At 75.2% G+C, this 22,004-nt stretch carries 20 protein-coding genes; 8 read left to right on the plus strand and 12 right to left on the minus strand.

The features are described 5' to 3' along the window. Positions 1 to 134 precede the first annotated feature (134 nt). Complete coding sequence (locus N0B34_RS01935; RefSeq protein WP_263729526.1) at positions 135 to 1,628, plus strand: aldehyde dehydrogenase family protein; 1,494 nt, start codon at positions 135 to 137, stop codon at positions 1,626 to 1,628. A gap of 49 nt (positions 1,629 to 1,677) precedes the next feature. After that, positions 1,678 to 2,277 carry a TetR/AcrR family transcriptional regulator gene (locus N0B34_RS01940; protein ID WP_263729527.1) on the plus strand — a complete coding sequence of 200 codons (600 nt, stop codon included), beginning with the start codon at positions 1,678 to 1,680 and terminating at the stop codon, positions 2,275 to 2,277. 12 nt (positions 2,278 to 2,289) lie between these two features. On the opposite strand, the gene N0B34_RS01945 is transcribed toward N0B34_RS01940, so the two are convergent. The 6 genes from N0B34_RS01945 to N0B34_RS01970 form a co-directional block, all read right to left on the minus strand. Continuing rightward, on the minus strand, positions 2,290 to 3,210 hold the full coding sequence (locus tag N0B34_RS01945; RefSeq protein ID WP_263729528.1) for an NADP-dependent oxidoreductase: 921 nt from the start codon (positions 3,208 to 3,210) through the stop codon (positions 2,290 to 2,292). Continuing rightward, positions 3,210 to 3,974: a glycerophosphodiester phosphodiesterase gene (locus tag N0B34_RS01950; RefSeq protein ID WP_263729529.1), complete on the minus strand. Its 765-nt coding sequence runs from the start codon at positions 3,972 to 3,974 to the stop codon at positions 3,210 to 3,212. Before N0B34_RS01950 ends, N0B34_RS01945 begins: the two co-directional genes overlap by 1 nt. Beyond that, on the minus strand, positions 3,971 to 4,792 hold the full coding sequence (locus N0B34_RS01955; RefSeq protein WP_318529952.1) for a glycerophosphodiester phosphodiesterase: 822 nt from the start codon (positions 4,790 to 4,792) through the stop codon (positions 3,971 to 3,973). Before N0B34_RS01955 ends, N0B34_RS01950 begins: the two co-directional genes overlap by 4 nt. Further along, positions 4,789 to 5,841 (minus strand): alpha/beta fold hydrolase, encoded by a 1,053-nt coding sequence (locus N0B34_RS01960; protein ID WP_263729530.1) that lies wholly within the window; start codon positions 5,839 to 5,841, stop codon positions 4,789 to 4,791. Before N0B34_RS01960 ends, N0B34_RS01955 begins: the two co-directional genes overlap by 4 nt. Position 5,842: 1 nt before the next feature. Further along, on the minus strand, positions 5,843 to 7,258 hold the full coding sequence (locus N0B34_RS01965) for an MFS transporter (RefSeq protein WP_263729531.1): 1,416 nt from the start codon (positions 7,256 to 7,258) through the stop codon (positions 5,843 to 5,845). 144 nt (positions 7,259 to 7,402) lie between these two features. Further along, positions 7,403 to 10,411 (minus strand): UPF0182 family protein, encoded by a 3,009-nt coding sequence (locus N0B34_RS01970; protein ID WP_263729532.1) that lies wholly within the window; start codon positions 10,409 to 10,411, stop codon positions 7,403 to 7,405. Positions 10,412 to 10,531: 120 nt separating this feature from the next. On the opposite strand from N0B34_RS01970, the gene N0B34_RS01975 reads away from it, so the two are divergent. Beyond that, complete coding sequence (locus N0B34_RS01975; RefSeq protein WP_263729534.1) at positions 10,532 to 11,185, plus strand: PPA1309 family protein; 654 nt, start codon at positions 10,532 to 10,534, stop codon at positions 11,183 to 11,185. Positions 11,186 to 11,203: 18 nt separating this feature from the next. On the opposite strand, the gene N0B34_RS01980 is transcribed toward N0B34_RS01975, so the two are convergent. Continuing rightward, on the minus strand, positions 11,204 to 12,337 hold the full coding sequence (locus N0B34_RS01980) for a PDZ domain-containing protein (protein WP_263729535.1): 1,134 nt from the start codon (positions 12,335 to 12,337) through the stop codon (positions 11,204 to 11,206). 251 nt (positions 12,338 to 12,588) lie between these two features. Here N0B34_RS01980 and N0B34_RS01985 point away from each other — a divergent pair, with 251 nt between their 5' ends. Further along, entirely contained in the window at positions 12,589 to 14,061 is a 1,473-nt protein-coding gene (locus N0B34_RS01985; protein ID WP_263729537.1) for a zinc-dependent metalloprotease, read from the plus strand. 18 nt (positions 14,062 to 14,079) lie between these two features. Here N0B34_RS01985 and N0B34_RS01990 read toward each other — a convergent pair whose 3' ends face one another. Then, positions 14,080 to 14,700: a M48 family metallopeptidase gene (locus N0B34_RS01990; RefSeq protein ID WP_263729538.1), complete on the minus strand. Its 621-nt coding sequence runs from the start codon at positions 14,698 to 14,700 to the stop codon at positions 14,080 to 14,082. A 184-nt stretch (positions 14,701 to 14,884) separates the two neighbouring features. On the opposite strand from N0B34_RS01990, the gene N0B34_RS01995 reads away from it, so the two are divergent. Then, complete coding sequence (locus N0B34_RS01995; RefSeq protein WP_263729539.1) at positions 14,885 to 15,043, plus strand: DUF5679 domain-containing protein; 159 nt, start codon at positions 14,885 to 14,887, stop codon at positions 15,041 to 15,043. A gap of 191 nt (positions 15,044 to 15,234) precedes the next feature. Then, a complete protein-coding gene (locus N0B34_RS02000; RefSeq protein ID WP_263729540.1) occupies positions 15,235 to 16,239 on the plus strand; it encodes a ThiF family adenylyltransferase in 1,005 nt (334 codons plus the stop codon). A 67-nt stretch (positions 16,240 to 16,306) separates the two neighbouring features. Here N0B34_RS02000 and N0B34_RS02005 read toward each other — a convergent pair whose 3' ends face one another. The 3 genes from N0B34_RS02005 to N0B34_RS02015 all read right to left on the minus strand — a co-directional run bounded on the left by N0B34_RS02005 (position 16,307) and on the right by N0B34_RS02015 (position 19,115). Then, the gene (locus tag N0B34_RS02005; protein ID WP_291757739.1) at positions 16,307 to 16,645 is read right to left on the minus strand and encodes a WhiB family transcriptional regulator; all 339 of its coding nucleotides are present in this window, start codon (positions 16,643 to 16,645) and stop codon (positions 16,307 to 16,309) included. Positions 16,646 to 16,789: 144 nt separating this feature from the next. Beyond that, the gene (locus N0B34_RS02010) at positions 16,790 to 16,951 is read right to left on the minus strand and encodes a hypothetical protein (protein WP_263729541.1); all 162 of its coding nucleotides are present in this window, start codon (positions 16,949 to 16,951) and stop codon (positions 16,790 to 16,792) included. Between the two features lie 76 nt (positions 16,952 to 17,027). Then, positions 17,028 to 19,115 (minus strand): ATP-dependent helicase, encoded by a 2,088-nt coding sequence (locus N0B34_RS02015; protein WP_263729542.1) that lies wholly within the window; start codon positions 19,113 to 19,115, stop codon positions 17,028 to 17,030. Between the two features lie 194 nt (positions 19,116 to 19,309). Between N0B34_RS02015 and N0B34_RS02020 the strand changes: the two genes are divergently transcribed. Beyond that, on the plus strand, positions 19,310 to 19,579 hold the full coding sequence (locus tag N0B34_RS02020; protein WP_263729543.1) for a mycoredoxin: 270 nt from the start codon (positions 19,310 to 19,312) through the stop codon (positions 19,577 to 19,579). 15 nt (positions 19,580 to 19,594) lie between these two features. Here the strand turns inward: N0B34_RS02020 and nudC are convergent, their stop codons facing one another. Then, positions 19,595 to 20,887 carry an NAD(+) diphosphatase gene (nudC, locus tag N0B34_RS18030; protein ID WP_318529953.1) on the minus strand — a complete coding sequence of 431 codons (1,293 nt, stop codon included), beginning with the start codon at positions 20,885 to 20,887 and terminating at the stop codon, positions 19,595 to 19,597. 152 nt (positions 20,888 to 21,039) lie between these two features. Between nudC and N0B34_RS02030 the strand changes: the two genes are divergently transcribed. Then, positions 21,040 to 21,987: a phosphotransferase gene (locus tag N0B34_RS02030; protein WP_263729544.1), complete on the plus strand. Its 948-nt coding sequence runs from the start codon at positions 21,040 to 21,042 to the stop codon at positions 21,985 to 21,987. The last annotated feature ends 17 nt before the right edge of the window (positions 21,988 to 22,004 follow it).

The following is a 22,004-nucleotide window of genomic DNA, read 5'->3' on the forward strand; positions in this document are numbered from 1 at the left end:
CCAAGAGGGGCGAGAGTCGTCCTCGGCGGGGTCACCTTCCCGGCGTCACCCGCCCAGCCAGGGTGAGTCGCTTCTCGGCGGCTCGCACCTTGAACCGCTTCTCCCATGTGCCGGGAGCCCTGATCGGAGACGAGATGACCACGCTCGACGACGCCCTGACCAGCACGTCTACGCCGGCGACCGATGCTGCCCACCGGTCCGTGACCCTCGCGGAGCACTGGCTGGACGGCGCCGCGGTGCCGGCGCGCGGGTCCCGCCGGCTGCTTCGGAGCTCGCCGGTCGACGGTTCCCGCGTGGGCTCCGTGACCGTGGCGGACGACGACGAGGTGGCCGCCGCCGTCACCGGGGCCGCCGCCGCGTTCGACGCCTGGCGGCGCACGCCACCGGCCGACCGGGCCGCCTGTCTGACCGCCGCGGCCGCCGCCGTCCGCGACCACGCCGAGCAGCTCGGCGCCGCCCTGACGGCCGACACCGGCCGGCTGCTGCGCACGTCGATCGAGTCCGCTCGCGTGGCGGCCGACCTGCTCACCGAGGCCGCCACCACGGGCCTGGGCCCGGCCGGCCGCACGCTCGCCGGTGCACCGGCCGCGCTCGACGTGGTGCGCCGCGAGCCGCACGGCGTCGTCGCGGTCCTCACGCCGTGGAACGACCCGCTGCCGGCGGCCGCCGGCCTGCTCGCCGCGGCCCTGGTGACCGGCAACACGGTGGTGCACAAGCCGTCCGAGCGCAGCCCGCACGCCGGGTGGCTGCTGGGCCGGCTGGTCGCCGAGCAGCTGCCGGCTGGCGTGCTGCAGGTGCTCGCGGGTGACGGGTCCACCGGCGCGGCCCTCGTCGCCGACGCGCGGGTCGCTCTGATCGCGCACATCGGCAGCTCGGCCACCGGCCGGGCGATCGCCGCGGTTGCGGGCGCCCGCGGTGCGCGGCTGCTGCTGGAGAACGGCGGCAAGGACGCGCTGGTGGTCGACGAGGACGTGGACCCGGCCTGGGCCGCGGCGCAGATCGCCCTCGGGGCCTTCACCAACACCGGTCAGTTGTGCACCTCGGTGGAGCGTGTCTACCTGCACGAGCGCGTGGCCGACGCGGTGCTGGACGAGCTGGTGCGGCTGGCCGACGCCCAGACGGTGGGCGACCCGGACGACGAGGGCACCGAGCTGGGGCCGCTGGTCGACGAGCTGCAGCTCGCGGTGGTGGCGGCGCACGTCGACGCCGCCGTCGCGGCCGGCGCCCGGTGCCTGACCGGTGGACGTCGCCTCGACCGACCCGGCGCCTGGTACCCGGCGACCGTGCTGGACGGCTGCACCGAGGAGATGGACGTCCTGGCCACCGAGACGTTCGGGCCGGTGGCGGCCGTGCGGCGCGCCCCCGACTTCGACACCGCGCTGGCGTGGGCGGGCAGCGGCCGGTACGGCCTGGCCGCCACCGTGCTGACCGGCAGCCTCGAGCACGCGCTGCGCGCGGCGGACCGGCTGGACGTCGGCACGGTCAAGGTGAACGCGGTGTTCGGCGGCGCACCGGGTGGTTCGGCGGACCCGCGCCGGGACAGCGGACAGGGTGCCGGGTACGGTCCGGACCTGCTCGCGGCGATGACCAGGCTGAAGGCCGTGCACCTCGAGGCGCCGCCACGCTGACGCGCCCGGTGGGTCGGGCGGGGCCGCCGGGCACGGCTACCCTGCTCGGGTGGTGGGCACGGGTCAGGACTCCGGAGGGCTGCGGGGCCGCATCCTCGAGGCCACGCGGCAGCTGCTGATCGAGGGCCGCGACCCGCGGGCCGTCAGCATCGCCCGCGTCTGCGCACGGGCGGCGTGCACGCCACCGTCGCTGTACCACTACTTCGCCACCAAGGACGTCCTGCTCGGCGAGGTGTGCGACGGCGTGATGCGCGAGTTCATGTCCGGGCTGCAGCTGCAGGTCCGCACCATCACCGACCCGCTCGAGGAGCTCGCCGCCCGCGGCACCGCCTACCTCGAGTGGGGGCTGGCCAACCCGGGCGAGTACCGCGTGCTGTTCGACCGCCCCAGCTGGGCGGTCGCCGGGGAGCAGCGCCCGGCGGACACCGGCAACGGCCTCGCCGAGCTGGTGGACAACGTGGTGCGGTGCCGCCTCGCCGGCCAGCTGTCCACCGACCGCGACCCCTTCATCCAGGCGCTCGCGCTGTGGGGCGAGGTGCACGGGCTCACGATGCTGGCGATCGCCAACCCCGGCATCCCGCCGCACGTGCTGCACGGCGCGCTGCAGGCGTCGCAGGCGTGGCAGCTGGGGGTCAGCCCGCGGGCGTGACGCAGCCGGCGGTCAGGGCGTGACGACGAGCTTGCCCCGCACGTGCCCGTCGCGCAGCCGCGCGTACGCCTCGCGCACCGCGTCCAGCTCCAGCGGGTAGCGGCCCGCGATCGGCACCCGCACCCGTCCGGCGGCCACCAGATCGAGCACGTGCGCGACGTCCTGCGACGTCGCGTGCGCACCGCCGGTGGACACCGCGCCCTGCAGCCGGTCCGGGGGCGCGGCGATCGAGGCGATGCGCTCCACCGGCACCCCGAGCTCGATGCCGGCCGTGACGTACTCGGCCCCGTGCAGGTCCAGCACGGCGGTCACCGGCCCCGGTGCCGCGGCGCGCACCCGGTCGACGAGCCCGTCGCCGTGGGCCACGGGCACCACCCCGAGGTCCCGCAGCAGCGGGTGGTTCGCCTCGCCGGCCACGCCGACCACGTGCACGCCGAGGTCCACCGCCAGCTGGGCGGCGATCAGCCCCACACCGCCGGCGGCGGCACTGAGCAGCAGCACGTCCCCGGGTCCCACGCCCACCGCGTCGAGGCCCGCGACCGCCGCCCGGCTCGCCACTTGCAGCGCGCCGGCCACCACCGGGTCGACCCCGGCCGGCACCGGCAGCACCGCATCGGTCACGTCCAGCACCAGCACGTCCGCCAGCGCCCCCTCGGGCACCTGGGCGCAGACGGTGTCGCGGACCGCGAACCCGTCGATCCCCGCGCCGACCTGGTCCACCACCCCGGACACGTCGTGCCCCACGCCCCGCGAGCCGTCCGGCCCCGACCCGCGCGCGAACAGGCCGCCGAACGCCTTCCAGTCGGCCGGGTTCAGCCCGGCGGCCGTCACGCGGATGCGCAGCTGACCCGGACCGGCCACCGGGTCAGGTCCCTCGACCAGCCGGAGCACCTCCGGTCCGCCGTAGACGTCGTAGCGGATGCTGCGGGCCATCAGCGCTCCTCGGTCCGCCCGGCCAGCCAGCCGCGCAGCCGGTCCGGACGGTTGGTGATCACGGCGTCCACCCCGAGCGCCTGGGCCTCGGCCCACATCCACGGCTCGTCGAGCGTCCACACCATCACCTGCCGGCCGGCGGCGTGCTGCGCCTCGACCAGGTCAGGGTGCGTCTGCAGCAGCCGGCCTTCGGGGTTGCACGTCATCACCCCGAGCCGCGAGCAGAGCGCGTCGAGCGCCGCGAGGTGCGGTGCGCCGTCGGGGCCCACCGGCAGGTCCTCCACCAGCAGCCCGCGGTGCAGCTGCGGGGCCACCTCGCGCAGGGCGGCGACGCTGTCGGGCTCGAAGCTCTGCCCGACCACCCGCGGCAGCAGCCCCGCCTCCGCGAGCGGGCCCAGCAGCAGCCGCACGCGGTCGGCCGTCCACACGCCCTTCAGTTCCAGCAGCAGGTCGGTACGGGGGTGGCGGACCAGCAGGTCGACCACCTCGGCCAGCACCGGCACCCGCTGACCGGCGTAGGCGGGGGCGAACCAGGAGCCGGCGTCCAGGGCGCGCACCTGGTCCAGGGTCAGCGAGTCCACCCGGCCGGTGCCGTCGGTGGTGGCGTCCACCTCGTCGTCGTGGATCACCACGGCGTGCCCGTCGGCCGTCAGCTGCACGTCCAGCTCGATCGCGTCGACCCCCGCCGCGCACGCCGCCTCGAACGCCGCCAGCGTGTTCTGCGGCGCCACCGAGCTGTTGCCCCGGTGCCCGATCACCCTCATGCCCACACCCCTCGCTCCCGCAGCACCTGCGCCAGCAGGTCCGCCCGGTCGCTGACCAGGCCGTCCACCCCCAGCTCGAGCAGCCGCCGCATCTCCTCCGGCTCGTTCACCGTCCACACGTGCACCTGCAGCCCGGCCCGGTGCGCGGCGGCAACCGTGCGCCGGTCCACCACCGTCACCCGCCCCTGCGCCACCGGCACCTGCAGGCAGTCCACCGACCGCACCGCGCGCCGCAGGCCGCCGGCCGGCAGCCCGGTGCGCGCGCCGACGACGAACGCCGCCACCTCGCTGGTCGCCGCCGACGTCGCCACCGGCCGGGAGAGCCCGGCCAGCGTCGCCAGCCGCCGCCGCACCGAGAACGACGCGATGCACACCCGGTCGTGCGACGCCGTGCGCTCCACCGCCGCGACGACGGGTCCCACGGCCGACGCGGCCTTCACGTCGATGTTCACCCGCACGTCAGGGGTCAGCCCGAGCACGTCCTCGAGCAGCGGGACCGGCTCGGCACCGCCGATCCGCGCCTCCCGCACCCGGGACCACGGCAGGTCCCGCACGCGCCCGTGCGCGTCGGTGGTGCGGTCGAGGGTCTCGTCGTGCAGCGCGACGGCCACGCCGTCGCTCGTCGCGTGCGCGTCCGTCTCCACGTAGCGGAACCCCAGGTCGACGGCTGCCGCGAAGGCGGCCAGCGAGTTCTCCAGCCCCTCCCGGGAGAACCCGCGGTGCGCCAGCGCGACGAACCCGCTCGGGTCCGCGAGGTAGCCGGTGCGTGACGTCTCGCCCCGCTGCCCGGGGCCGCCGCGACCCTCGGTGCGCGTCACCGGCGCGCCCGTTCGTCGAGGAACCGCGTCATCGCGGCGAGGTAGGCCGTCCGCGGCGCGTCCGCCGACAGCGCCAGGTCGTGCACGGCGCCGGGGAACGACCGCACGGTGACGTCCCGCCCCAGACCGGGCGCCCGACGGCTGATCGCCCGCACGTCCAGCACGGTGTCCTGCTCGTCCAGCGCCGGGTTGTCGGCGCGGTCGGGGCCGGACATCGCGGCGTGCCCCACCAGCACCGGGCAGCCGATCTCCAGCCCGCGCGACACGCGGGCCTGCGCCGACAGCACCGCCGCGAGCCACCCGGCGCGGACCGGCACGCCGTCCGGCCGCTTGAGGGTGGTGTCGAACTCCCACCGCCCACCGTTCGCCGCGAGCAGGTGGCTCGCGTACACCGACGGCCCCGAGGAGACGACGGTCAGCGGCGCCGTGCGGGCCAGCACGCGCAGCACCCGGTCGGTCACCCGCGGCACCCACGACCGTCCCAGCGCGAGGAACGGGCTGTTCAGCACCAGCGCGTCCGGCCCGCCGTGCACCCGGTGCGCGTGCGCCCACAGCGCCGCGACCAGGCCACCCATCGAGTGCGCGTGCACCGCCACCGGCACCGCCGGGTGCAGCCCGCGGGCCACCGCGACGGCGGCGCCGAGGTCGGCGGCCTGCTCCCGCACGTCGTCCAGGTAGTGCGGCACCTCCTCCGGCCGCCACGACCGGCCGGCGCGCCGGACGTCCACCGCGAGGAACGCCCAGCCGGCGTCCTCGACTGCCGCTGCCAGGTGCTCGGCGAAGAAGTAGTCGTTGTAGCCGTGCAGGTGCACCACCACCCCGCGCGGCGGTCGCCCGCGTCGCAGCCGGCCGGCCGGCGCCCGCCGCACGACGGTCAGCACGGGGTCGGTCCGGCCCGCGGCCGCGGAGGCGAGCGGCCGCCCCGGCGCGGGCGGACCGGCGGGCAGCCGCGTGGCGACGAAGCCGTCCAGCTGCTCGTCGTCCACCCAGTGCAGGCCGCCCGCCGCGGCATCGACCGCCGGCGACCACAGCAGGGTCCGCAGCCTCATCTCACGCCCGCTGGTCGGCCGTCGGGACGTCGCCCACCGCCACGTCGTGCCGGCCGTCCACGCCGCGCCCGCGCGGGAACCGCACCAGGAGCAGCAGCCCGAGGCCGAGCGCCAGCACCACCACGATGCCGAGGATCCCCCAGTACTGGGCGCCGCCCCAGGCGATGGCCAGGGAGAACGCCATCGGCGCCAGGAAGCTCGCCGCCCGGCCGGTGGTCGCGTACAGCCCGAACGCCTCGGCCTCGCGCCCCGCGTCCGTCAGCCGCGCCAGCAGCCCGCGGCTCGCGGACTGCGTGGGGCCGACGCACGACGACAGCACCAGACCGGCCACCCAGAACGCCGTCTGCCCCTGGTCGTGCAGCACGAACACCGCGACCGCCGCCAGCACCAGCACGACGAGCGACACCGTGATCACGCGCCGCGGCCCGAACCTGTCGTCCAACCAGCCGGCGCCGATGGTGCTGATCCCCGCGACCACGTTCGCGGCGATGGCGAACACGATCACCTGCGACGAGGTGAACCCGAACGTGCCGGAGGCCAGCACGGCGCCGAAGGTGAACACCCCGGCGAGCCCGTCCCGGTACACCGCGCTGGCCACCAGGTACCCGAGCGTCGACCGACGCGTGCGCCACAGGTGCGCGACGTCGTGACCGAGCTTGCGGTACGCGCCGAGCGCGCCGATCGCCCGCGGGTCCGGGCGGGCGTGCTCCGGCACCGCCACCAGCACGGGCACGGCGAACACCGCCATCCAGACGGCGGACACCGCGACTGCGGCACGGATGTTCCAGCCGTCGGCCGACGTCACGCCGAACCAGCCGACGTCCGGGTTGATGAACCCGACGAACAGCACGATCAGCAGCACGATCCCGCCGACATAGCCGGAGCCCCAGCCGATGCCGCTGACCCGGCCGACCGTGGCCGGCGTGGTGATCTGCAGCAGCAGCGCGTTGTACGCCACCGACGCCAGCTCGAAGAAGACGTTGCCGACGGCGAGCAGCACCACGCCGAGCAGCACCGCGTGCGACCGCGCACCGTCGTGCGGGTGCACCAGCACCATCGCCGCCATCGCGGCCACCGTCACCGCGGTGTTCGCGCCGAGCCACACCTTGCGCCGGCCGGACGCGTCCGAGAGCGCGCCGAGGGCCGGTGCGAGCAGCGCCACGAGCACCCCCGCGAGGGTCAGCCCCCAGCCGAGCCACTGCGAGTGCAGCGCCGTGGTGGCGGTGACGTCGGCCCCCGGCTCGACGAACACCTTCGACGTCAGCCAGACGGTGAACACGAACGTGGTCACCACGGCGTTGAACGCCGCCGACCCCCAGTCCCAGGCCGCCCAGGCCAGGACCCGGCCGGTGGTCAGGCGCGCGGCACGGACGGGCGGCGTGGAGGTCGGGCCGGGGCCGAGATCGTCGTCGATCACGGCCGGCCGCAGTCGTCGGTCACGGCCGGATGGTACGGCGGCACGACGACCACCGCGCTGCGGCCGCGCAGGCGCGCGGGTGAACACTGCACGAACGCTCACCGGTGGACGGCCGGCACCGACCCGGCGCCGGCCGTCCACCCGTCAGCTGCCCAGCCGCGCCTGCGCGTCGATCGCGGCCTGGATCGCCGCGTCCAGCCGGGACTGCGCGGCGCCGTACGCCGCGAAGTCGTTCGCCGCGAGTGCCGCCTGACCGTCCTTCATCGCCTGGCTGGCCGCCTGCAGCGCCGACTGCAGGTCGGCCCGCGCCGACGCGTCCCCGCCGGTGGAGGAGCCGCTCGGCGCCGGCGTCGGGCTGGTGGTCGGCGTCGACGTGCCGGACGGGGCCGGCGACGGGGTGCCGCTCGGGCTCGGCGACGGGCTCGGCGTCCCACCGGACCCGGCGTCACCGGCCTGGGCGCCGGAGTCGCCGCCGAACACCTGGTTCAGCGCCTCGTCCAGCGTCTCGGCGAACCCGATCTTGTTGCCGAACGACACCAGCACGCGCTGCAGCAGCGGGAACGTGGTGCCGCTCGACGCCTGCACGTACACGGGCTGCACGTAGAGCAGTCCCCCGCCCACCGGCAGCGTCAGCAGGTTGCCGCGCAGCACGCTCGAGTCGCCACGGCCCAGGATGTTCAGCTCGTTCGACACGGTGGCGTCCGCCGTGAAGGCCGAGTTGGCCTGTCCCGGTCCGGGCACCGTCGAGTCGCGCGGCAGCGTCAGCAGCCGCAACGTGCCGTAGTCCGGCGACGGTTTGCCGGCGACGTTGCCCGCCTCGGCGTCGGCCGCCAGGTACCCCGTCAGCACCTCGCGCGCGGTGGAGCCGGCCGGGATGAACGTCGACATCAGCGAGAAGTTGGCCTGCTTCTGGTCCGGCATCTGCAGGGTGAGGTAGTACGGCGGCTGGTCCACCTTCTCGGTGGTGGTGGTCGGGTCCAGCGGGTTGGCCCAGAAGTCGTTGCCGGAGAAGAACTGCCCGGCGTCCGTCACGTGGTACTTGGCGAGCAGCGTGCGCTGCACCTTGAACAGGTCCTCCGGGTACCGGATGTGGCTCATCAGCGCGCCGCTGATGTCCGAGATCGGCTTGATCGACGTCGGGAACACCTTCGACCACGCCTTGAGCACCGGGTCCTGCGTGTCCCAGGTGTACAGGTCCACCGACCCGTCGTAGGCGTCGACCGTCGCCTTCACCGAGTTGCGGATGTAGTTCACCGTCTTCGGCTGCAGCGCCTGCACGTTGGAGCTGGTCTGGGTGACCGAGTCGGTGGTCGCGTCGGAGAGCGACTGGCTGGCGCTGTACGGGTACTGGTCCGAGGTGGTGTAGCCGTCGATGATCCACTTCACGCGGCCGTCGATCACCGCCGGGTACACCCGGCCGTCCAGCTCGAGGTAGGGCGCCACCTTGGCCACGCGGTCCCGCGGGTTGCGGTCGTAGAGGATCTGCGACTGCGGGGTGACGCGGTTGGAGAACAGGATCTGCTCGTCCCCGAACTTGATCGCGTACATGATCTTGTTCCACAGGTTGCCGATGCTCGGCCCCGCGGAGACCGTCTGCGTGGGGAACCGCGTGTTCAACGAGCCGGATCCACCCGTGTCGTCCGGGTAGTCGAACTCCCACCCGGCAGAGCCGTCGGGACCGCCGACGATCGAGTACGGCGGGGACGTCTCCCCGAAGTAGATGCGCGGCTCGTACGGGCCGATGTCACCGCTGGACGGGATGCCACCCTCCCAGAACGCGGGCTGGCCGTTGGCGCCGCGCGTGTTGCCGTAGGCCGCCACCACGCCGTACCCGTGCGTGTACACGGTGGTGTTGTTCACCCAGTTCTTCTGGGAGTCGCTCAGCCCGGCCAGGTCGAGCTCGCGGACGGCGATCACCGTGTCGCGGCTCTGCCCGTTGACCGTGTACCGGTCCACCGACAGCGTCTGCGGGAAGTCGTAGAACCCGCGGATCTGCTGCAGCTGCTTGAACGACGGCGACACCAGCTGCGGGTCCAGCAGCCGGATCGAGTTGGTCGTCTCCGCGTCGGAGCGCAGCGCGCCCGCCTCGGCCGTCACCTTGGCGGGGTACTCGCTCGTCTTGACGTCCGTCAGCCCGTACGCCTGCCGCGTCGAGTCGATGTTGCGCTGGATGTACTCCTTCTCGGCGTCCTGCTGGTTGGGCTGCACCTGGAAGCGCTGCACGATCGCCGGGTAGATGCCGCCGACGACGATGGCGGACAGCAGCATCAGCGCGACGCCGATGCCGGGCAGCCGCCAGTTGCCGGTGACCGCGGAGTAGACGAACGCGGCGGCGACGACGAGGGCGGCGACGGTGAGGATCGCCTTGGACGGCATCACCGCGTGCACGTCGGTGAAGGTGGCGCCGGCGAACTTCTGCCCGGCGCTGTTCTTCATCAGCAAGGAGTACCGGTCCAGCCAGTAGCTCGCGGCGATCAGCACCAGCAGCAGCGCGGCCAGCACCGACAGGTGCACGCGCGCGGCGCGCGTGGTCCGGTTGCCCTTCGCGGCAGGGCCCAGCCGCAGGCCGCCGTACAGGTAGTGCGTCGCCAGGGCGCCGATCCCGGACAGGATCACCACGGCCATCAGGAACGACACCGTGAACCGCAGCAGCGGCAGCGTGAACATGTAGAAGCCGAGGTCCAGGTGGAACTGCGGGTCGGTGGTGCCCACGCGCTGCGCGTGCATCGCCAGCTGCACGGTGTCCCAGCGCTGCGCCGCGGCCCCACCGGCGAACAGGCCCAGCAGCACCGGTCCGACCAGCATCACCAGCCGGCGCAGCGGCTCGATCGCCTCGCGGTACTGGTCGAGGCTCGTCTGCTCGGGCGTCGACGGCGCGTACACCGGACGCGCGTGGTAGGCGAACCGCAGGCTGCCCGCCACCGCGACGGCCATCACGGCGAACCCCGCGACGAACAGCACGGCCCGGGTGCCCCACTCGGTCCACAGCACCCGCAGGTAGCCGAGCTGGTCGAACCACAGGGCCTCGGTCCACACGTGCGACAGGATCACGACGACGATCGCGATGCCGGCGAGGATCGCCAGGGTGGGCAGCAGTGGTCCGCGTCGACGCCGCGCGGGACGGGGGCGGGGGCGGGGCGGTGAGGCGAACATCCGGCGGTGGTCCTCGTCGTGTGAGCGGTCCGGCCTCCTGGCCGGGTGGCCCACGAAGGGGCCAGCCGGTGAACGCGCCGGTCGGGGCCCAGGTTCCCACACCGATGCGACGATGAGGCCATGGCGGACGCACACCAGGCAGCGGGCGACGCGCCCGACGACGCACCGGCCGCGAGCGCGGCACCCGCACCCGGCGCACCGGTAGCAGACGACGACGCCACGACGAGCGGCGCAGGCTCCGTCGCGGCCCGCACCGCGCTGAGCTCCGCGGTCCGGGAGATCGAGCTGCACGTCGCGCGCGCGGGGTGGGACGCGCCCGTCCGGGTGTTCGCCCTGGTGCGCACCCAGCAGGCGCTCGCCGCCGAGCCGACGCTCGCCGACCAGCTCGAGCCGGACGTGCTCGCCGCCGCCCGCACCAACCCCTGGCACCTGACGTCCGTCGAGCAGGAGGGCCTGCCGGCCGCGGCGGACGTCGAGCAGCTGCTGGGCCAGCTGTCGTGGCCGTCGACGGTGGACGGTGCGGCGCTCACCGTGGAGCGCGTGGTGCTCCCGCCGGCCGCCGAGGCGCAGATGCCGGCCGACCCGGACGCGGCGGTCGCCTACCTGATGAGCCACCCGGACCGGCAGGACGTCCGGATCGCCGTCGGCGTGCTGCGCGACGGTGCCGCGTGGTGCGCCGTGCGCACCCGCGCGCACGACTCGGACGACCAGGTGGGCGGCGGTCCCGACGTGGTGCCCGGCCTGGTCGCGGCGCTGCGCTCGACGCTCGACTGACCGTCCAGCGGGCGCCGGTCAGCGGGTGCAGGTGGGCAGCGAACCGCCCGCACCCTTGCCGATCGCGGTCATCGCCGCCACCGCGTCGGACAGCGTCGCCACCTTGACCACGTGCAGGCCGACGGGGACGTGGCCCACCACCTCGTCGCAGTTCGACGCCGGGGCCAGGAACCAGTCGGCACCGTCGCGCCGGGCGCCCACCAGCTTCTGCCGGATGCCACCGATCGGCCCGACCTCCCCGGTGACGTCCATCGTCCCCGTGCCGGCGATCTTGGCGCCGTTCGCCTCGTCGGCCGGCGTGAGCTTGTCGACGATGCCGAGGGCGAACATCGTCCCCGCGCTCGGCCCGCCGATCCCGTCGATGCTGATGTCCACCTTGACGGGGAACGTGAACGTCGGGTCGATCATCACGCCGATCAGCGCGCGGCCGTCGGGGCGCTTCGACGTCACGATCGGCACCTGCACGTCGGCACCGTCGCGCCGCACGGTCAGCGTGACCGTGCTGCCGGGCGTCACGGCCTCCAGCTTGCGCACCAGCGTCTGGTAGTCGGCCAGAGTCGTGCCGTCCAGCTGCTCCAGCACGTCCCCCTTGTGCAGCTTGGTCGCGGCGTCGGTGCCGTCCTGCGTGCCGGCGACGGTCAGCGTCGCCGGCACGGTGTAGCCGAGCTGCGTGAGCGCGGCGACGGTCGCGTTCTCCTGGGAGCTGGTCATCTCCTGGGAGTTCGCCGCGTCGATCTGCTGCTGCGTCTGCCCCTTGGGGACCACCGCCTCGGCCGGGTCGACGACGGACGTCGGGTCGAACCAGCCGCGCAGCACACCGGCCAGGGACGACGGGTACCCCGGCCCGCCGGTGCCGGACACGGTGGTCAGGCGCAGCTGCCCGGTGGACGGGTACGTCGGGGCACCGGAGATCCGGATCAGGGGCGTGCCGTTCTGGGACCCCAGCACGTCGCGCGTCGGTCCCGGGCTGGTCACGGCGTAGGGGACCGGGATCACCACCGCGACCGCGATCAGCACGGCCGTCAGCAGCATGCCGCCGGACAGCAGCACGGAGCGCGGCTCGACGGGTCGGCGCGGCTCGACGGCCGCCGCCGCACCCTCGTCGGACGCCGGCGCGATCTCGTCGGGTCGGGGCTCGGGGCTGGCGAACACCCGCCGATCATCGCGCACGCGTCTGGGACCCGCGTTCGGACGAGGGCCACCGGCCGAGCACGGGACGCCCGCCGGTGACCCGGCGCTGCGCCGTGAGCGAACCCGCTGCTCCGCGGGGTGCCGGCCCTCGTTCGGCCGCGACGGCGACGGTTACCGTGGAGCCGCGACCCCCACGACGGCAGCCGCACCGACCGCGACAGGCGGACCCAGGTGCGTGCGACGCGTCGGCCGCCGACCGTCCAGGAGGACCCATGAGCCTGCAGACGCCGGACCCGGCCGTGCCGGGTGAGCAGCCCGACTGGGAGCAGGTGCTCCGCTCGATGCTGGGCCCGGCCGCCGACGAGGCGATCGCCCAGCTGCGCGCGGCAGGCATCGACCCCGCCGCGATGGCCTCGGGATCCGGCCTGCCGCAGGACCCCGCCGCCCTGCAGCAGGTGTTCAGCCAGGTGCAGCGGATGTTCGCCGAGTCCGGTGACGAGCCGGTCAACTGGTCGATGGCCCACGAGCTCGCCCGGCAGCAGGCCTCCCTGGGCGGCGACCCGTCCGTCAGCCGCGCCGAGACCGACCAGGTGGCCCAGGCGTTCTCGGTGGCCGAGCTGTGGCTCGACGCCGCCACCGACCTGCCGCCCACCGGGGCGACGGGCCGCGCGTGGAGCCGCGCCGAGTGGGTCGAGGCGACGCTGCCGACGTGGCGCACCCTGACCGAACCCGTCGCGTCCTCCCTGTCCACCGCGCTGGTGCAGGCGCTGGGCTCGTCGCTGCCCGAGGGCTTCGCCGAGGAGCTCGGGGCGCCCGGCGGACCGGGCGGGGCGTTCGGCGGGCTGCACCCGGGGGCGCTGAGCGGCCTGCTGGGCGACGGCACCGGCGGGCCGGTCGACATGAGCCAGCTGCTGCGCCGCCTCGGCTCGGCCGTGTTCGGCCTCCAGGTCGGTCAGGCCTCCGGCACCCTGTCCCGCGAGGTGTTCGGCGCCACCGACATCGGCCTGCCCCTGCTCCAGCAGCCGGTGCCCGTGCTGGTGCCGCACAACGTGGCGGAGTTCGGTGAGGGCCTCGAGGTGCCGGCGGACGAGGTGCGCCTGTTCCTGGCGCTGCGCGAGGCGGCGGCGACGCGCCTGTTCACGCACGTCCCCTGGCTGCGCGCGCACCTGTTCGGCCTGGTGGAGGCCTATGCGCGGGGCATCGCCATCGACGCCGACGAGCTCGGTGAGGCGGTCCGTTCGGTGGACCCGACCGACCCGCAGGCGCTGCAGGAGGCGCTGACCGGCGGCATATTCGTGCCGCAGAACACGCCCGAGCAGGCTGCGGCTCTCGAGCGCCTCGAGACCTCGCTGGCGCTGGTCGAGGGGTGGGTCGACGAGGTGACCGCCCAGGCGGCGCTCCCCCACCTGCCGCACGCGGTGCCGCTGCGGGAGATGCTGCGTCGCCGTCGGGCCTCCGGCGGACCGGCCGAGCAGACGTTCGCCAGCCTCGTCGGCCTCGAGCTGCGCCCCCGACGGCTGCGCGACGCCGCAACCCTGTGGGCCGCCATCGACGCCGAGCGTGGCCAGTCGGGGCGGGACGCCGTCTGGCAGCACCCCGACCTGATGCCCGCCACCGCCGACCTGGACGACCCCTCCGGCTACGCCGCCCGGCGGCGGGCCGCGATCGACGAGGGCGCCGAGCTGGACCGGGCGCTCGCCGAGATCCTGGGCGAGGAGCCGCCGCAGGACGACGACCGGGCCTGAGCCGATCCGGCCGGCGGCTCAGGCGGGTCGACCGTCCTCCTCGACGTCGTCGTCCACCCCGTCCGGCCCGTCGTCCGGTGCGTCCGACCACGGACCCGACGGCGAGGGCACGGCCGCCGGCCGCACCCCCTCCCGGTCCACCGCGTGCGCGTACCCCTCGAGGAAGCCGCGCGCCCGCTCGGTGTGCGGGTAGCGCTCCAGCTCGGCCCAGAACTCCGGGCCGTGACCCGGGTGCAGCAGGTGCGTCAGCTCGTGCAGCAGCACGTAGTCGGTCACCCAGCGCGGCATGCCGCGGATGCGGTCCGAGATGCGGATCGTGCCGTCCGTCGGCGTGCACGACCCCCAGCGGCGCCCCTGCTGGGTCGACCACCGGACCGACGACGGCACCGCACGGCCGCCGAGGTACCGCGCCGACAGGTCCGCCGCCCGGGACAGCAGCTCGTCGTCGGACGGCCGACGACGCTTCTCCTGCGCCGCCAGGCGCGCCACCATGCGGCCCACCCACTCGGCCTCCTGCGCCCGGGTGAACCGGGCCGGGATGGCGACGATGGTGCGTCCGTCCTCCCGCCAGGCCGTCACCGTCCGGGCACGGCGGCGCGAGCGGCGGACCTCGACCGACGGGTCGTGCGCGGGCGGCACAGGCCGCACCGTAGCGCGGCACGGTGACACCACGGCAGATCCACGGTGCGACAGGCGGCCGCGCAGGCTCCGCACGCACGGAGCGCCTGGCCACTACTGTGAGCGCGGGCGCGCCGGCACGGCGCCGACCCTGTCGCCGGCCGGCATGCTCCGGTCGGGCGAACCACACCGAGGAGGGACCTGAATGGCCGAGACGTACGCGGGTGAGTTCTACTGCGTGAAGTGCAAGGAGAAGCGGCAGGCGGAGGGCGACGTCGTCGTCTCCGAGTCCGGTCGCAAGATGGCCAAGGCCATCTGCCCGGTCTGCGGCACCAAGCTGAACCGGATCCTGGGCAAGGCCTGACCCTCACGTCCCGACCGAAGGGCACCGTCGCCAGCGGGTGACGGTGCCCTTCGTCGTCCCCGGCCCCTCGTCGTTCCGACTGTGCGTGGTCCCCCACCCCGCGGACGGCCCTCGGCCCCTGTGGACGGCCCGCCGCCCGGTGCCGACCGCGACTGGCACAGTGGCCGCCCGACGGCGGACGAGGAGGGACCATGAGGCTGCGGCCCGGGCTGCGCGTGCTGACCCGCACGGACGGCGAGGTCCAGGTCGGCACCGACCCGCGGTGGGCGGTCCGCCTCGACGGGTTGACCGAGCGGGAGACCGCTGCGGTGCTGGCGCTCGGCGCCGGTGCCGACTCCGACCAGCTGGCCGCGGACACCGGAGCCCGGCTCGGCCGGCTCGCGACGCTGCTGCGCGACGCCGGCCTGGCGGCGCCGGACCGCCGCTCGCCCGCCGTCGTCGGCCCCGCTGTAGCCGATGCGACGGTGTGCGGGCTGCTGCGACCGGACGGGGACGGCGCCCGGGTGGTCGACGCGAGGCGCGCCGCCGTCGTCGGCGTCGTGGGGCTGGGCCCGATCGGTCTGGCGACGGCGGGGACGCTGGCGGCCGCCGGCGTGGGGACCGTCCTGGTCGACGACGCGAGCCCGGTCCGCTCGGTGGACGTCGGCGTGTGCGGCTACCGCTGGTCCGACGTCGGGTCGGTGCGGGAACAGGCCGCGGCCCGGGTGCTGCGGGACATCGCGCCGGACGTCCGCACCGACTCCTCGGCCGAGCCGGACGTGGTGGTGGTCGTCGAGCACGGCGCCGCGGATCCCGCCCGCACCGAGCTGCTGCTCGGGACGGGCACGGTGCACCTGCCCGTGCTGGTGCGGGAGGCGGACGCCGTCGTCGGTCCCCTCGTCGTGCCCGGTACCGGACCGTGCCTGCGCTGCCTGGACCTGCACCGTGCCGACGCGGACCCCTGCTGGCCCCGGCTCGTCGCCCAGCTCGTCGGTGCACCGCCCGCCGCCGAGGTCGGTGCGATGGCCGCCGTCTGCGCCGGGCTCGCCGCCGCCGCCGTGCTCCGGGCGGTCGACGACCCCCCGACACGCACCCGGCTGCGGACCGGAACGACGGTCGAGGTCGGCCTCCCGGACGTCCTGCCCCGGACACGCACGTGGGAGGTGCACCCGGACTGCGGGTGCACCTCCCACGGCTCTGCTGCCGTCGCCGGCTGAGCGCCCCCTGCGCGCCCAGCCGTCCCGTCCGCGAGACAGGGACGCGAGGCCGATGCGCGGAGCAGGGTCAGGCCGCCGGCTTCGCCTCCTTGCGCGGACGGCCGCGCCCGCGCTTGACGGCGACGACCTGGCCGGCGACGAAGACCTCGCCGCCCCAGACGCCCCACGGCTCGGCACGTTCGATCGCACCGGCGAGGCAGCCGTCCAGCAGGGGGCAGGTCCGGCAGAGCGCCTTGGCGCGCTCCACCTCTGCCGTCCGCTCGGCGAACCACAGCTCCGGGTCGTTCGAGCGGCAGGGGATCAGCTCGGCGACGAGCTGGTCGAGGGTGTCGGGCGCGGTTGCGCCGGGCGGCCACGGGCCGGAACCCCCGTTGTTCACGGTGTCGAGCAGCGTGGTGAGCCGCACGATGTCCTCCTACGTCCTTGCTGGTGAGCGTTGTGCTGCGACGGTGCGGACCTGCGCCGTGCGCTCACCGGACGTCCGGAGAGACGAGAAAGGCCGCGGGTCCGAGTTCCGGACTCCGCGGCCTGTGCCGACCTCACGGTCGGATCAGGTCATGCGAGTCCCGGGACGGGGATCGGTGGTGGCGCCACGGACGACGCCGACGTACGTCGAGAGGCCGGCGGGCACAGTGCGCCCCTGGAACGTGCGGGACGTGGCCGCGGGGATGCGCACGCGCAGCTGCTCGCAACGCTCGGATGCGATTCGCATCAGCTTCATTAGTGGCCACCTCCTCCCACGATCCGGGCTGCGACCTGCACGGTCGCGCCCTCCGACAAGGACCCGTTCACCTTAGGCGGGCCTTCGTGGACGTCACAACCCTTTTTCCGGGCTTCGTGCCAGACGTTCTCGAGAGGGCCGCCGAGGGGTCGGCGGCCGTACCGTCGGCCAGAGCGTCCGCGATCACGGCGAGGACGTCCCGGCCGTAGCGCACCAGCTGGTTCTGACCGAAGCCAGGGATGCGGGTCAGCGCCTCCGGGTCGGCCGGGCGGTGCCGGGCCAGCTCCGCCAGGACACGGTCGGTCAGCACCTTCGACGGCTCCTTGCCGTCCGCCGCCGCCCGCCCGGCACGCCACCGCTCGAGCCGTGCGAGGGTGCGGGCCGCCGCCGGGTCCTCGTCGGACGCCCTGCCGTCCGCGGCCCCGCTCTCGCCGCCGGCCGGCCAGAGCGCGTCGAGAAACTGCGAGCGGCTGCGGGTCGCGCGCGAACCCGGGGTGCGGGCCTTGGCCCAGGACAGCTCGAGGCGGTCCCGGGCGCGGGTCACCCCGACGTACAGCAGCCGGCGCTCCTCCTCGCGAGCCGCGTCGGTCTCGGCCAGGGAGATCGGCAGCAGCCCCTCGCTGAGCCCGACCAGGAACACGACGTCCCACTCCAGGCCCTTCGCCGCGTGCAGGGACGCGAGTGTCACGCCGTCGGTGGTCGGTGCCTGCTGGGCCGCCGCGCGCTCGTCGAGCTCGGCCACCAGGTCGGCCAGCGTGGCCGGTCTGCCCTCGGCTGCGGCAGCCACCTCGTCCGCCAGCCCGACGAGCGCCTGCATCGCGTCCCACCGCTCGCGGACCTGACCGCGCTCGGCCGGGGGTGCCGGCGCCCACCCGGCGGAGAGCAGCACGTCGCGCACCAGCTGCGGCATCGGGACGTCAGCCTCAGCCGACCGAGCGGCGCCGCGCAGCAGCAGCACCGCCTGGCGCACGTCCTGCCGCGAGAAGAACCGGTCGCCGCCGCGCAGCTGGTAGCCGATGCCCAGCCGGGACAGCGCGTCCTCGAACGCCTCCGACTGCACGTTGGTCCGGAACAGGACCGCCATGCGGGACGCCGGCGTACCCGCCGCGACCAGGCGGGCCACCCGTTGCGCGACGCCGGCGGCCTCCGCCTCGTCGTCCGCGTAGGTCGTCCACTGCACGGCGGGACCGTCGGGACGCTGCGCGACCAGGTGCAGCGGGGCGTGACCGGGTCGCTTCGGAGCGGTGGCCAGGACGGCGTTGGCGAGCCGCACCACCTGTGGGGTGGAGCGGTAGTCCCGGACCAGGTCGATCCGGGTGGCTCCCGGGTGCGCCTGGGCGAACTCCAGCAGGTGCCGGGGGCTCGCGCCGGCGAAGGAGTAGATCGTCTGGCTCGGGTCGCCGACCACGCACACGTCGTGCCGACCCCCGAGCCACTGGTCCAGCAGGTACTGCTGCAGCGGGCTGACGTCCTGGTACTCGTCGACCACGAAGTGCCGGTACTGCGCGCGCACCTGCTCGGCGACCTCGCCGCGCTGGGCCAGCATCGCCGCGGTGAGCAGCAGCACGTCCTCGAAGTCGATGACGCCGCGGGCCTCCTTGGCGTCCTCGTAGGCGGACATCAGGCGGGGCACGTCCTGCTGGTCGACCCCGCCGGGGGCTGGCCGCCCGGCCGCGCGCGCCGCCGCGACGTAGTCGTCGGACGGGACCAGGCTGACCTTCGCCCACTCGATCTCCGCGGCGAGGTCACGGATCGCGAGCCGGTCGACACCCTCGAGCTCCGCCCGCCGGGCCGCCTCCGCCACCACGGGCGCCTTCTGCTCGAGCAGCCGGGGCGGGGCACCGCCCACCACGCGCGGCCAGAAGAAGCCGAGCTGCCGCAGCGCGGCCGAGTGGAACGTGCGCGCCTGCACGCCGCCCGCGCCGAGGGCGCGCAGCCGCAGCCGCATCTCCCCCGCGGCGCGCGCGGTGAACGTCACGGCCAGCACGCCCGCCGGACGGTACTGCCCCGTGCGCACGCCGTAGGCGATGCGGTGCGTGATCGCCCTGGTCTTGCCCGTGCCGGCGCCCGCCAGCACGCACACCGGCCCCGTCAGGGCGGTGGCGACGGCACGCTGCTCGGGGTCGAGCGCGGCCAGCAGGTCGTCGGCGGACATCGGGCACATCCTCCCAGCCGGCACCGACACGGTGGCGGCCGACCGGTGGACGGCGGGAACACGGCACCGCGGTGCGACGTTGCGCCCCACGGCCGGCAGAGCGACCGCAGCAGAACGACCGCGACCGGCGGCTGCACGGACCACGACGCAGCACGAGACGCAGCACGACGAACCGACGAGGACCCAGAGGACCCATGAGCGACACCCGGACGTCCGAGCTCCCGCAGCAGCCGCTGACCATGTACACCACCACGTGGTGCGGGTACTGCCGCCGGCTCAAGAGCCAGCTCGACGCCGCCGGCATCGACTACTCCGAGGTGGACGTCGAGCAGGTGCCCGACGCCGCAGCCTTCGTCGAGTCCGTCAACGAGGGCAACCGGACGGTGCCGACCGTCGTCTTCCCGGACGGCACCGCCGCCACCAACCCGTCGCTCGCCCAGGTGCGGGAGCGGCTCGGCGTCTGACCGCCGGGGCTGCGCTCAGTCCGAGGTCGGCACCGGGGCGCCGTACCAGTCCTCGATCAGGGCGTGCGCGATCGACGCCGGGCTGGGCAGCACCAGGTCACCGGTGGCGACGGCGGCGGCGAGCTCGTCGCGGCTGAACCAGCGGGCCTCCGTCAGCTCGACCCCGTCGACCACGACGTCGGTGCTGAGGGCGTGGGCGCGGAAGCCCAGCATCAGCGACGCGGGGAACGGCCACGGCTGGCTGCCGGCGTACTCCACGTCGCCCACCAGGACGGTCGTCTCCTCCGCGACCTCGCGACGGACCGCGTGCTCGACCGACTCGCCCGCCTCGACGAAGCCCGCGAGCGTGGAGAACCGGTGCGGCGCCCAGGCGGCGGCGTGGCCGAGCAGCAGCCGGTCCGACTCGTCCACCACCGCCATGATCACGGCGGGATCCGTGCGCGGGTAGTGCTCCGAGCCGTCGACTGTGCACCGGCGGGTCCAGCCGGCCGCGGTGCTCGTCGTCGGCGCCCCGCAGCGCGGGCAGCGCGGGTGACGGGCGTGCCATGCGTCGAGCGCGACGGCGGTGGTCGCCAGGCCGGCGTCGGCGTCGGACAGCTCCGCACCGATCGCGCGCAGCGCGACCCAGCGCAGGCCCGGGAGGGGTTCGGGGACGGGCTCGGCCTCGACGTCGGACGAGGCGGCGGGTTCGGTGCCGGCGGCGGACGACGGGACCGTCGACGACGTCGAGCCCGAGGACGGGGACGGCGACGAGGAGGTGCCGTTCGTCAGGCCGGTGCTCGCCGCGATCGCGGCGTCGGCGGCCGCACCGCTGTCCCGGCGGGGCCGGTGCACCAGCACGTCGGAGGGCGCTCCGGACCGGGGGGCGCTGTGCTCCGGTCGGACGCGACGGGCCAGCAGGTCCCCGTCGTCGTCCCGGCCGAGGAACAGCCAGCCGCCGTCGCCGGGCTCGGCGTCCGCCGGCTCCGCATCTTCCGGCCCCCCGCCCGCCGGCCTCCGGACCCCCGTCTGCGCGTCGGCCGGCTGGGTGCCGCGCGGTGCGGCATCGGCCGCTCGGGCCACCGCCTCCGCCGTGCGGGGGTCCAGGAACGCCAGGCGCACCATGCCGCCTGCCCGGCGACCCCACCCCTCACCGACCAGTGGGTCCGCGTCTCCCGCCGGCGACCGCATCACCACCGAGCCGTCCCGGACCAGGAGCACCCGGGTGCTGCCGTCCGCCCGGGCTCGCCTGATCAGCTCCTCGTCGGCACGGGCGACGGCGGTGCGGTCGACCGAGGCGCGCGAGAGGGGCAGGTCGTCGGAGATCATGCGCCGACCGTACGCGGCGATCGGTCCGCGCCCCGACGGCGGGCCCTCGTCTGCCGGCCCGCCGTCGGGTGGCACGGCCTCGCGTGCCGCCGACGCCGGACACGCCGCGTCAGGCGCCCGGGACCGCCACGAACCCGACCTACTCTGACCACGTGCCTCGCTCGCCCCTCGCCCTCGCAGCCCTCGCGACCGTCGCGGTCCCCGGCCTCGACGCGGTCGACGTGCGCCGACCGCTGAACGGTGGTTCCGAGTTCGACGTGGCGATGGTGATCGACTCCGCCGCGCGCCGCTGGGTGGTGCGCTGCCCCGTCGGCGCCGCGTCCGGGGCGGCCCTCGAGGCCGAGGTGGCGCTGCTCGAGCGCCTCGGCGCTCAGGTCGACGCGGGTGCGCTGCCGTTCGACGTGCCGCGCCCGGAGGGGTTCGCGCACCTGCCCGAGGGTGGCCGCGCCTGCGTGCACCCGCTGGTCAAGGGCCGTCCGCTGCGCCTGGAGTCGCTGCGGCCCGGTCCCGGCCTCGCCGCGTCGCTGGGCCGGGCGATCGGCGCCTTGCACGAGCTGCCGACCTCGGTCGTCGAGGACGCCGGGATGCCCGTCTACGAGGCCGGGGCGTACCGGGAGCGACGGCAGGCGGAGGTCGACGAGGCGGCACGTACGGGCAAGGTCCCCGCGAGCCTGCTGCGCCGGTGGGAGGCGAAGCTCGAGGACGTGTCGCTGTGGCGGTTCCGGCCCACGGTGGTGCACGGCGACCTGACCAGCGAGCACGTCCTGGTGGCCGACGACGACGTCAGCGGGGTCCTCGACTGGGGCGAGGCGATGGTGGCCGACCCGGCCGACGACCTCGCGTGGCTGCTGGTCGCCGCTCCGCAGGACGCGGTGGACTCGATCCTCGAGGCCTACCAGCTGCGGCGCACCGAGCTGATCGACCCGAACCTCGCCGAGCGCGCGCTGCTGGCCGGCGAGCTGGCGCTGGCGCGGTGGCTGCTGGTGGGCGTGCGCTCGCACGACGACGAGGTGGTGGCCGATGCAGTGGCGATGCTCCTGGACCTCGAGGAGCACCTCCGCGTGCAGGAGGAGCAGGAGTCGGCCGCCGAGGCGGTCTAGGGCCGACCGGCTCGTCA

It is taken from the genome of Cellulomonas sp. SG140 (assembly GCF_025770785.1).
Taxonomy (GTDB): domain Bacteria; phylum Actinomycetota; class Actinomycetes; order Actinomycetales; family Cellulomonadaceae; genus Cellulomonas.

Excerpts from the sequence above, each read along its gene's own strand:
- N0B34_RS01995 (WP_263729539.1), top strand. The coding sequence starts at position 14,885 with ATGGCCGAGACGTACGCGGGTGAGTTCTACTGCGTGAAGTGCAAGGAG.
- N0B34_RS01950 (WP_263729529.1), bottom strand. The coding sequence starts at position 3,974 with ATGAGGGTGATCGGGCACCGGGGCAACAGCTCGGTGGCGCCGCAGAAC.
- N0B34_RS01935 (WP_263729526.1), top strand. The coding sequence starts at position 135 with ATGACCACGCTCGACGACGCCCTGACCAGCACGTCTACGCCGGCGACC.
- N0B34_RS01985 (WP_263729537.1), top strand. The coding sequence starts at position 12,589 with ATGAGCCTGCAGACGCCGGACCCGGCCGTGCCGGGTGAGCAGCCCGAC.
- N0B34_RS02020 (WP_263729543.1), top strand. The coding sequence starts at position 19,310 with ATGAGCGACACCCGGACGTCCGAGCTCCCGCAGCAGCCGCTGACCATG.
- nudC (WP_318529953.1), bottom strand. The coding sequence starts at position 20,887 with ATGATCTCCGACGACCTGCCCCTCTCGCGCGCCTCGGTCGACCGCACC.
- N0B34_RS01970 (WP_263729532.1), bottom strand. The coding sequence starts at position 10,411 with ATGTTCGCCTCACCGCCCCGCCCCCGCCCCCGTCCCGCGCGGCGTCGA.
- N0B34_RS01960 (WP_263729530.1), bottom strand. The coding sequence starts at position 5,841 with ATGAGGCTGCGGACCCTGCTGTGGTCGCCGGCGGTCGATGCCGCGGCG.
- N0B34_RS02000 (WP_263729540.1), top strand. The coding sequence starts at position 15,235 with ATGAGGCTGCGGCCCGGGCTGCGCGTGCTGACCCGCACGGACGGCGAG.
- N0B34_RS01945 (WP_263729528.1), bottom strand. The coding sequence starts at position 3,210 with ATGGCCCGCAGCATCCGCTACGACGTCTACGGCGGACCGGAGGTGCTC.
- N0B34_RS01975 (WP_263729534.1), top strand. The coding sequence starts at position 10,532 with ATGGCGGACGCACACCAGGCAGCGGGCGACGCGCCCGACGACGCACCG.
- N0B34_RS02010 (WP_263729541.1), bottom strand. The coding sequence starts at position 16,951 with ATGCGAATCGCATCCGAGCGTTGCGAGCAGCTGCGCGTGCGCATCCCC.
- N0B34_RS02015 (WP_263729542.1), bottom strand. The coding sequence starts at position 19,115 with ATGTCCGCCGACGACCTGCTGGCCGCGCTCGACCCCGAGCAGCGTGCC.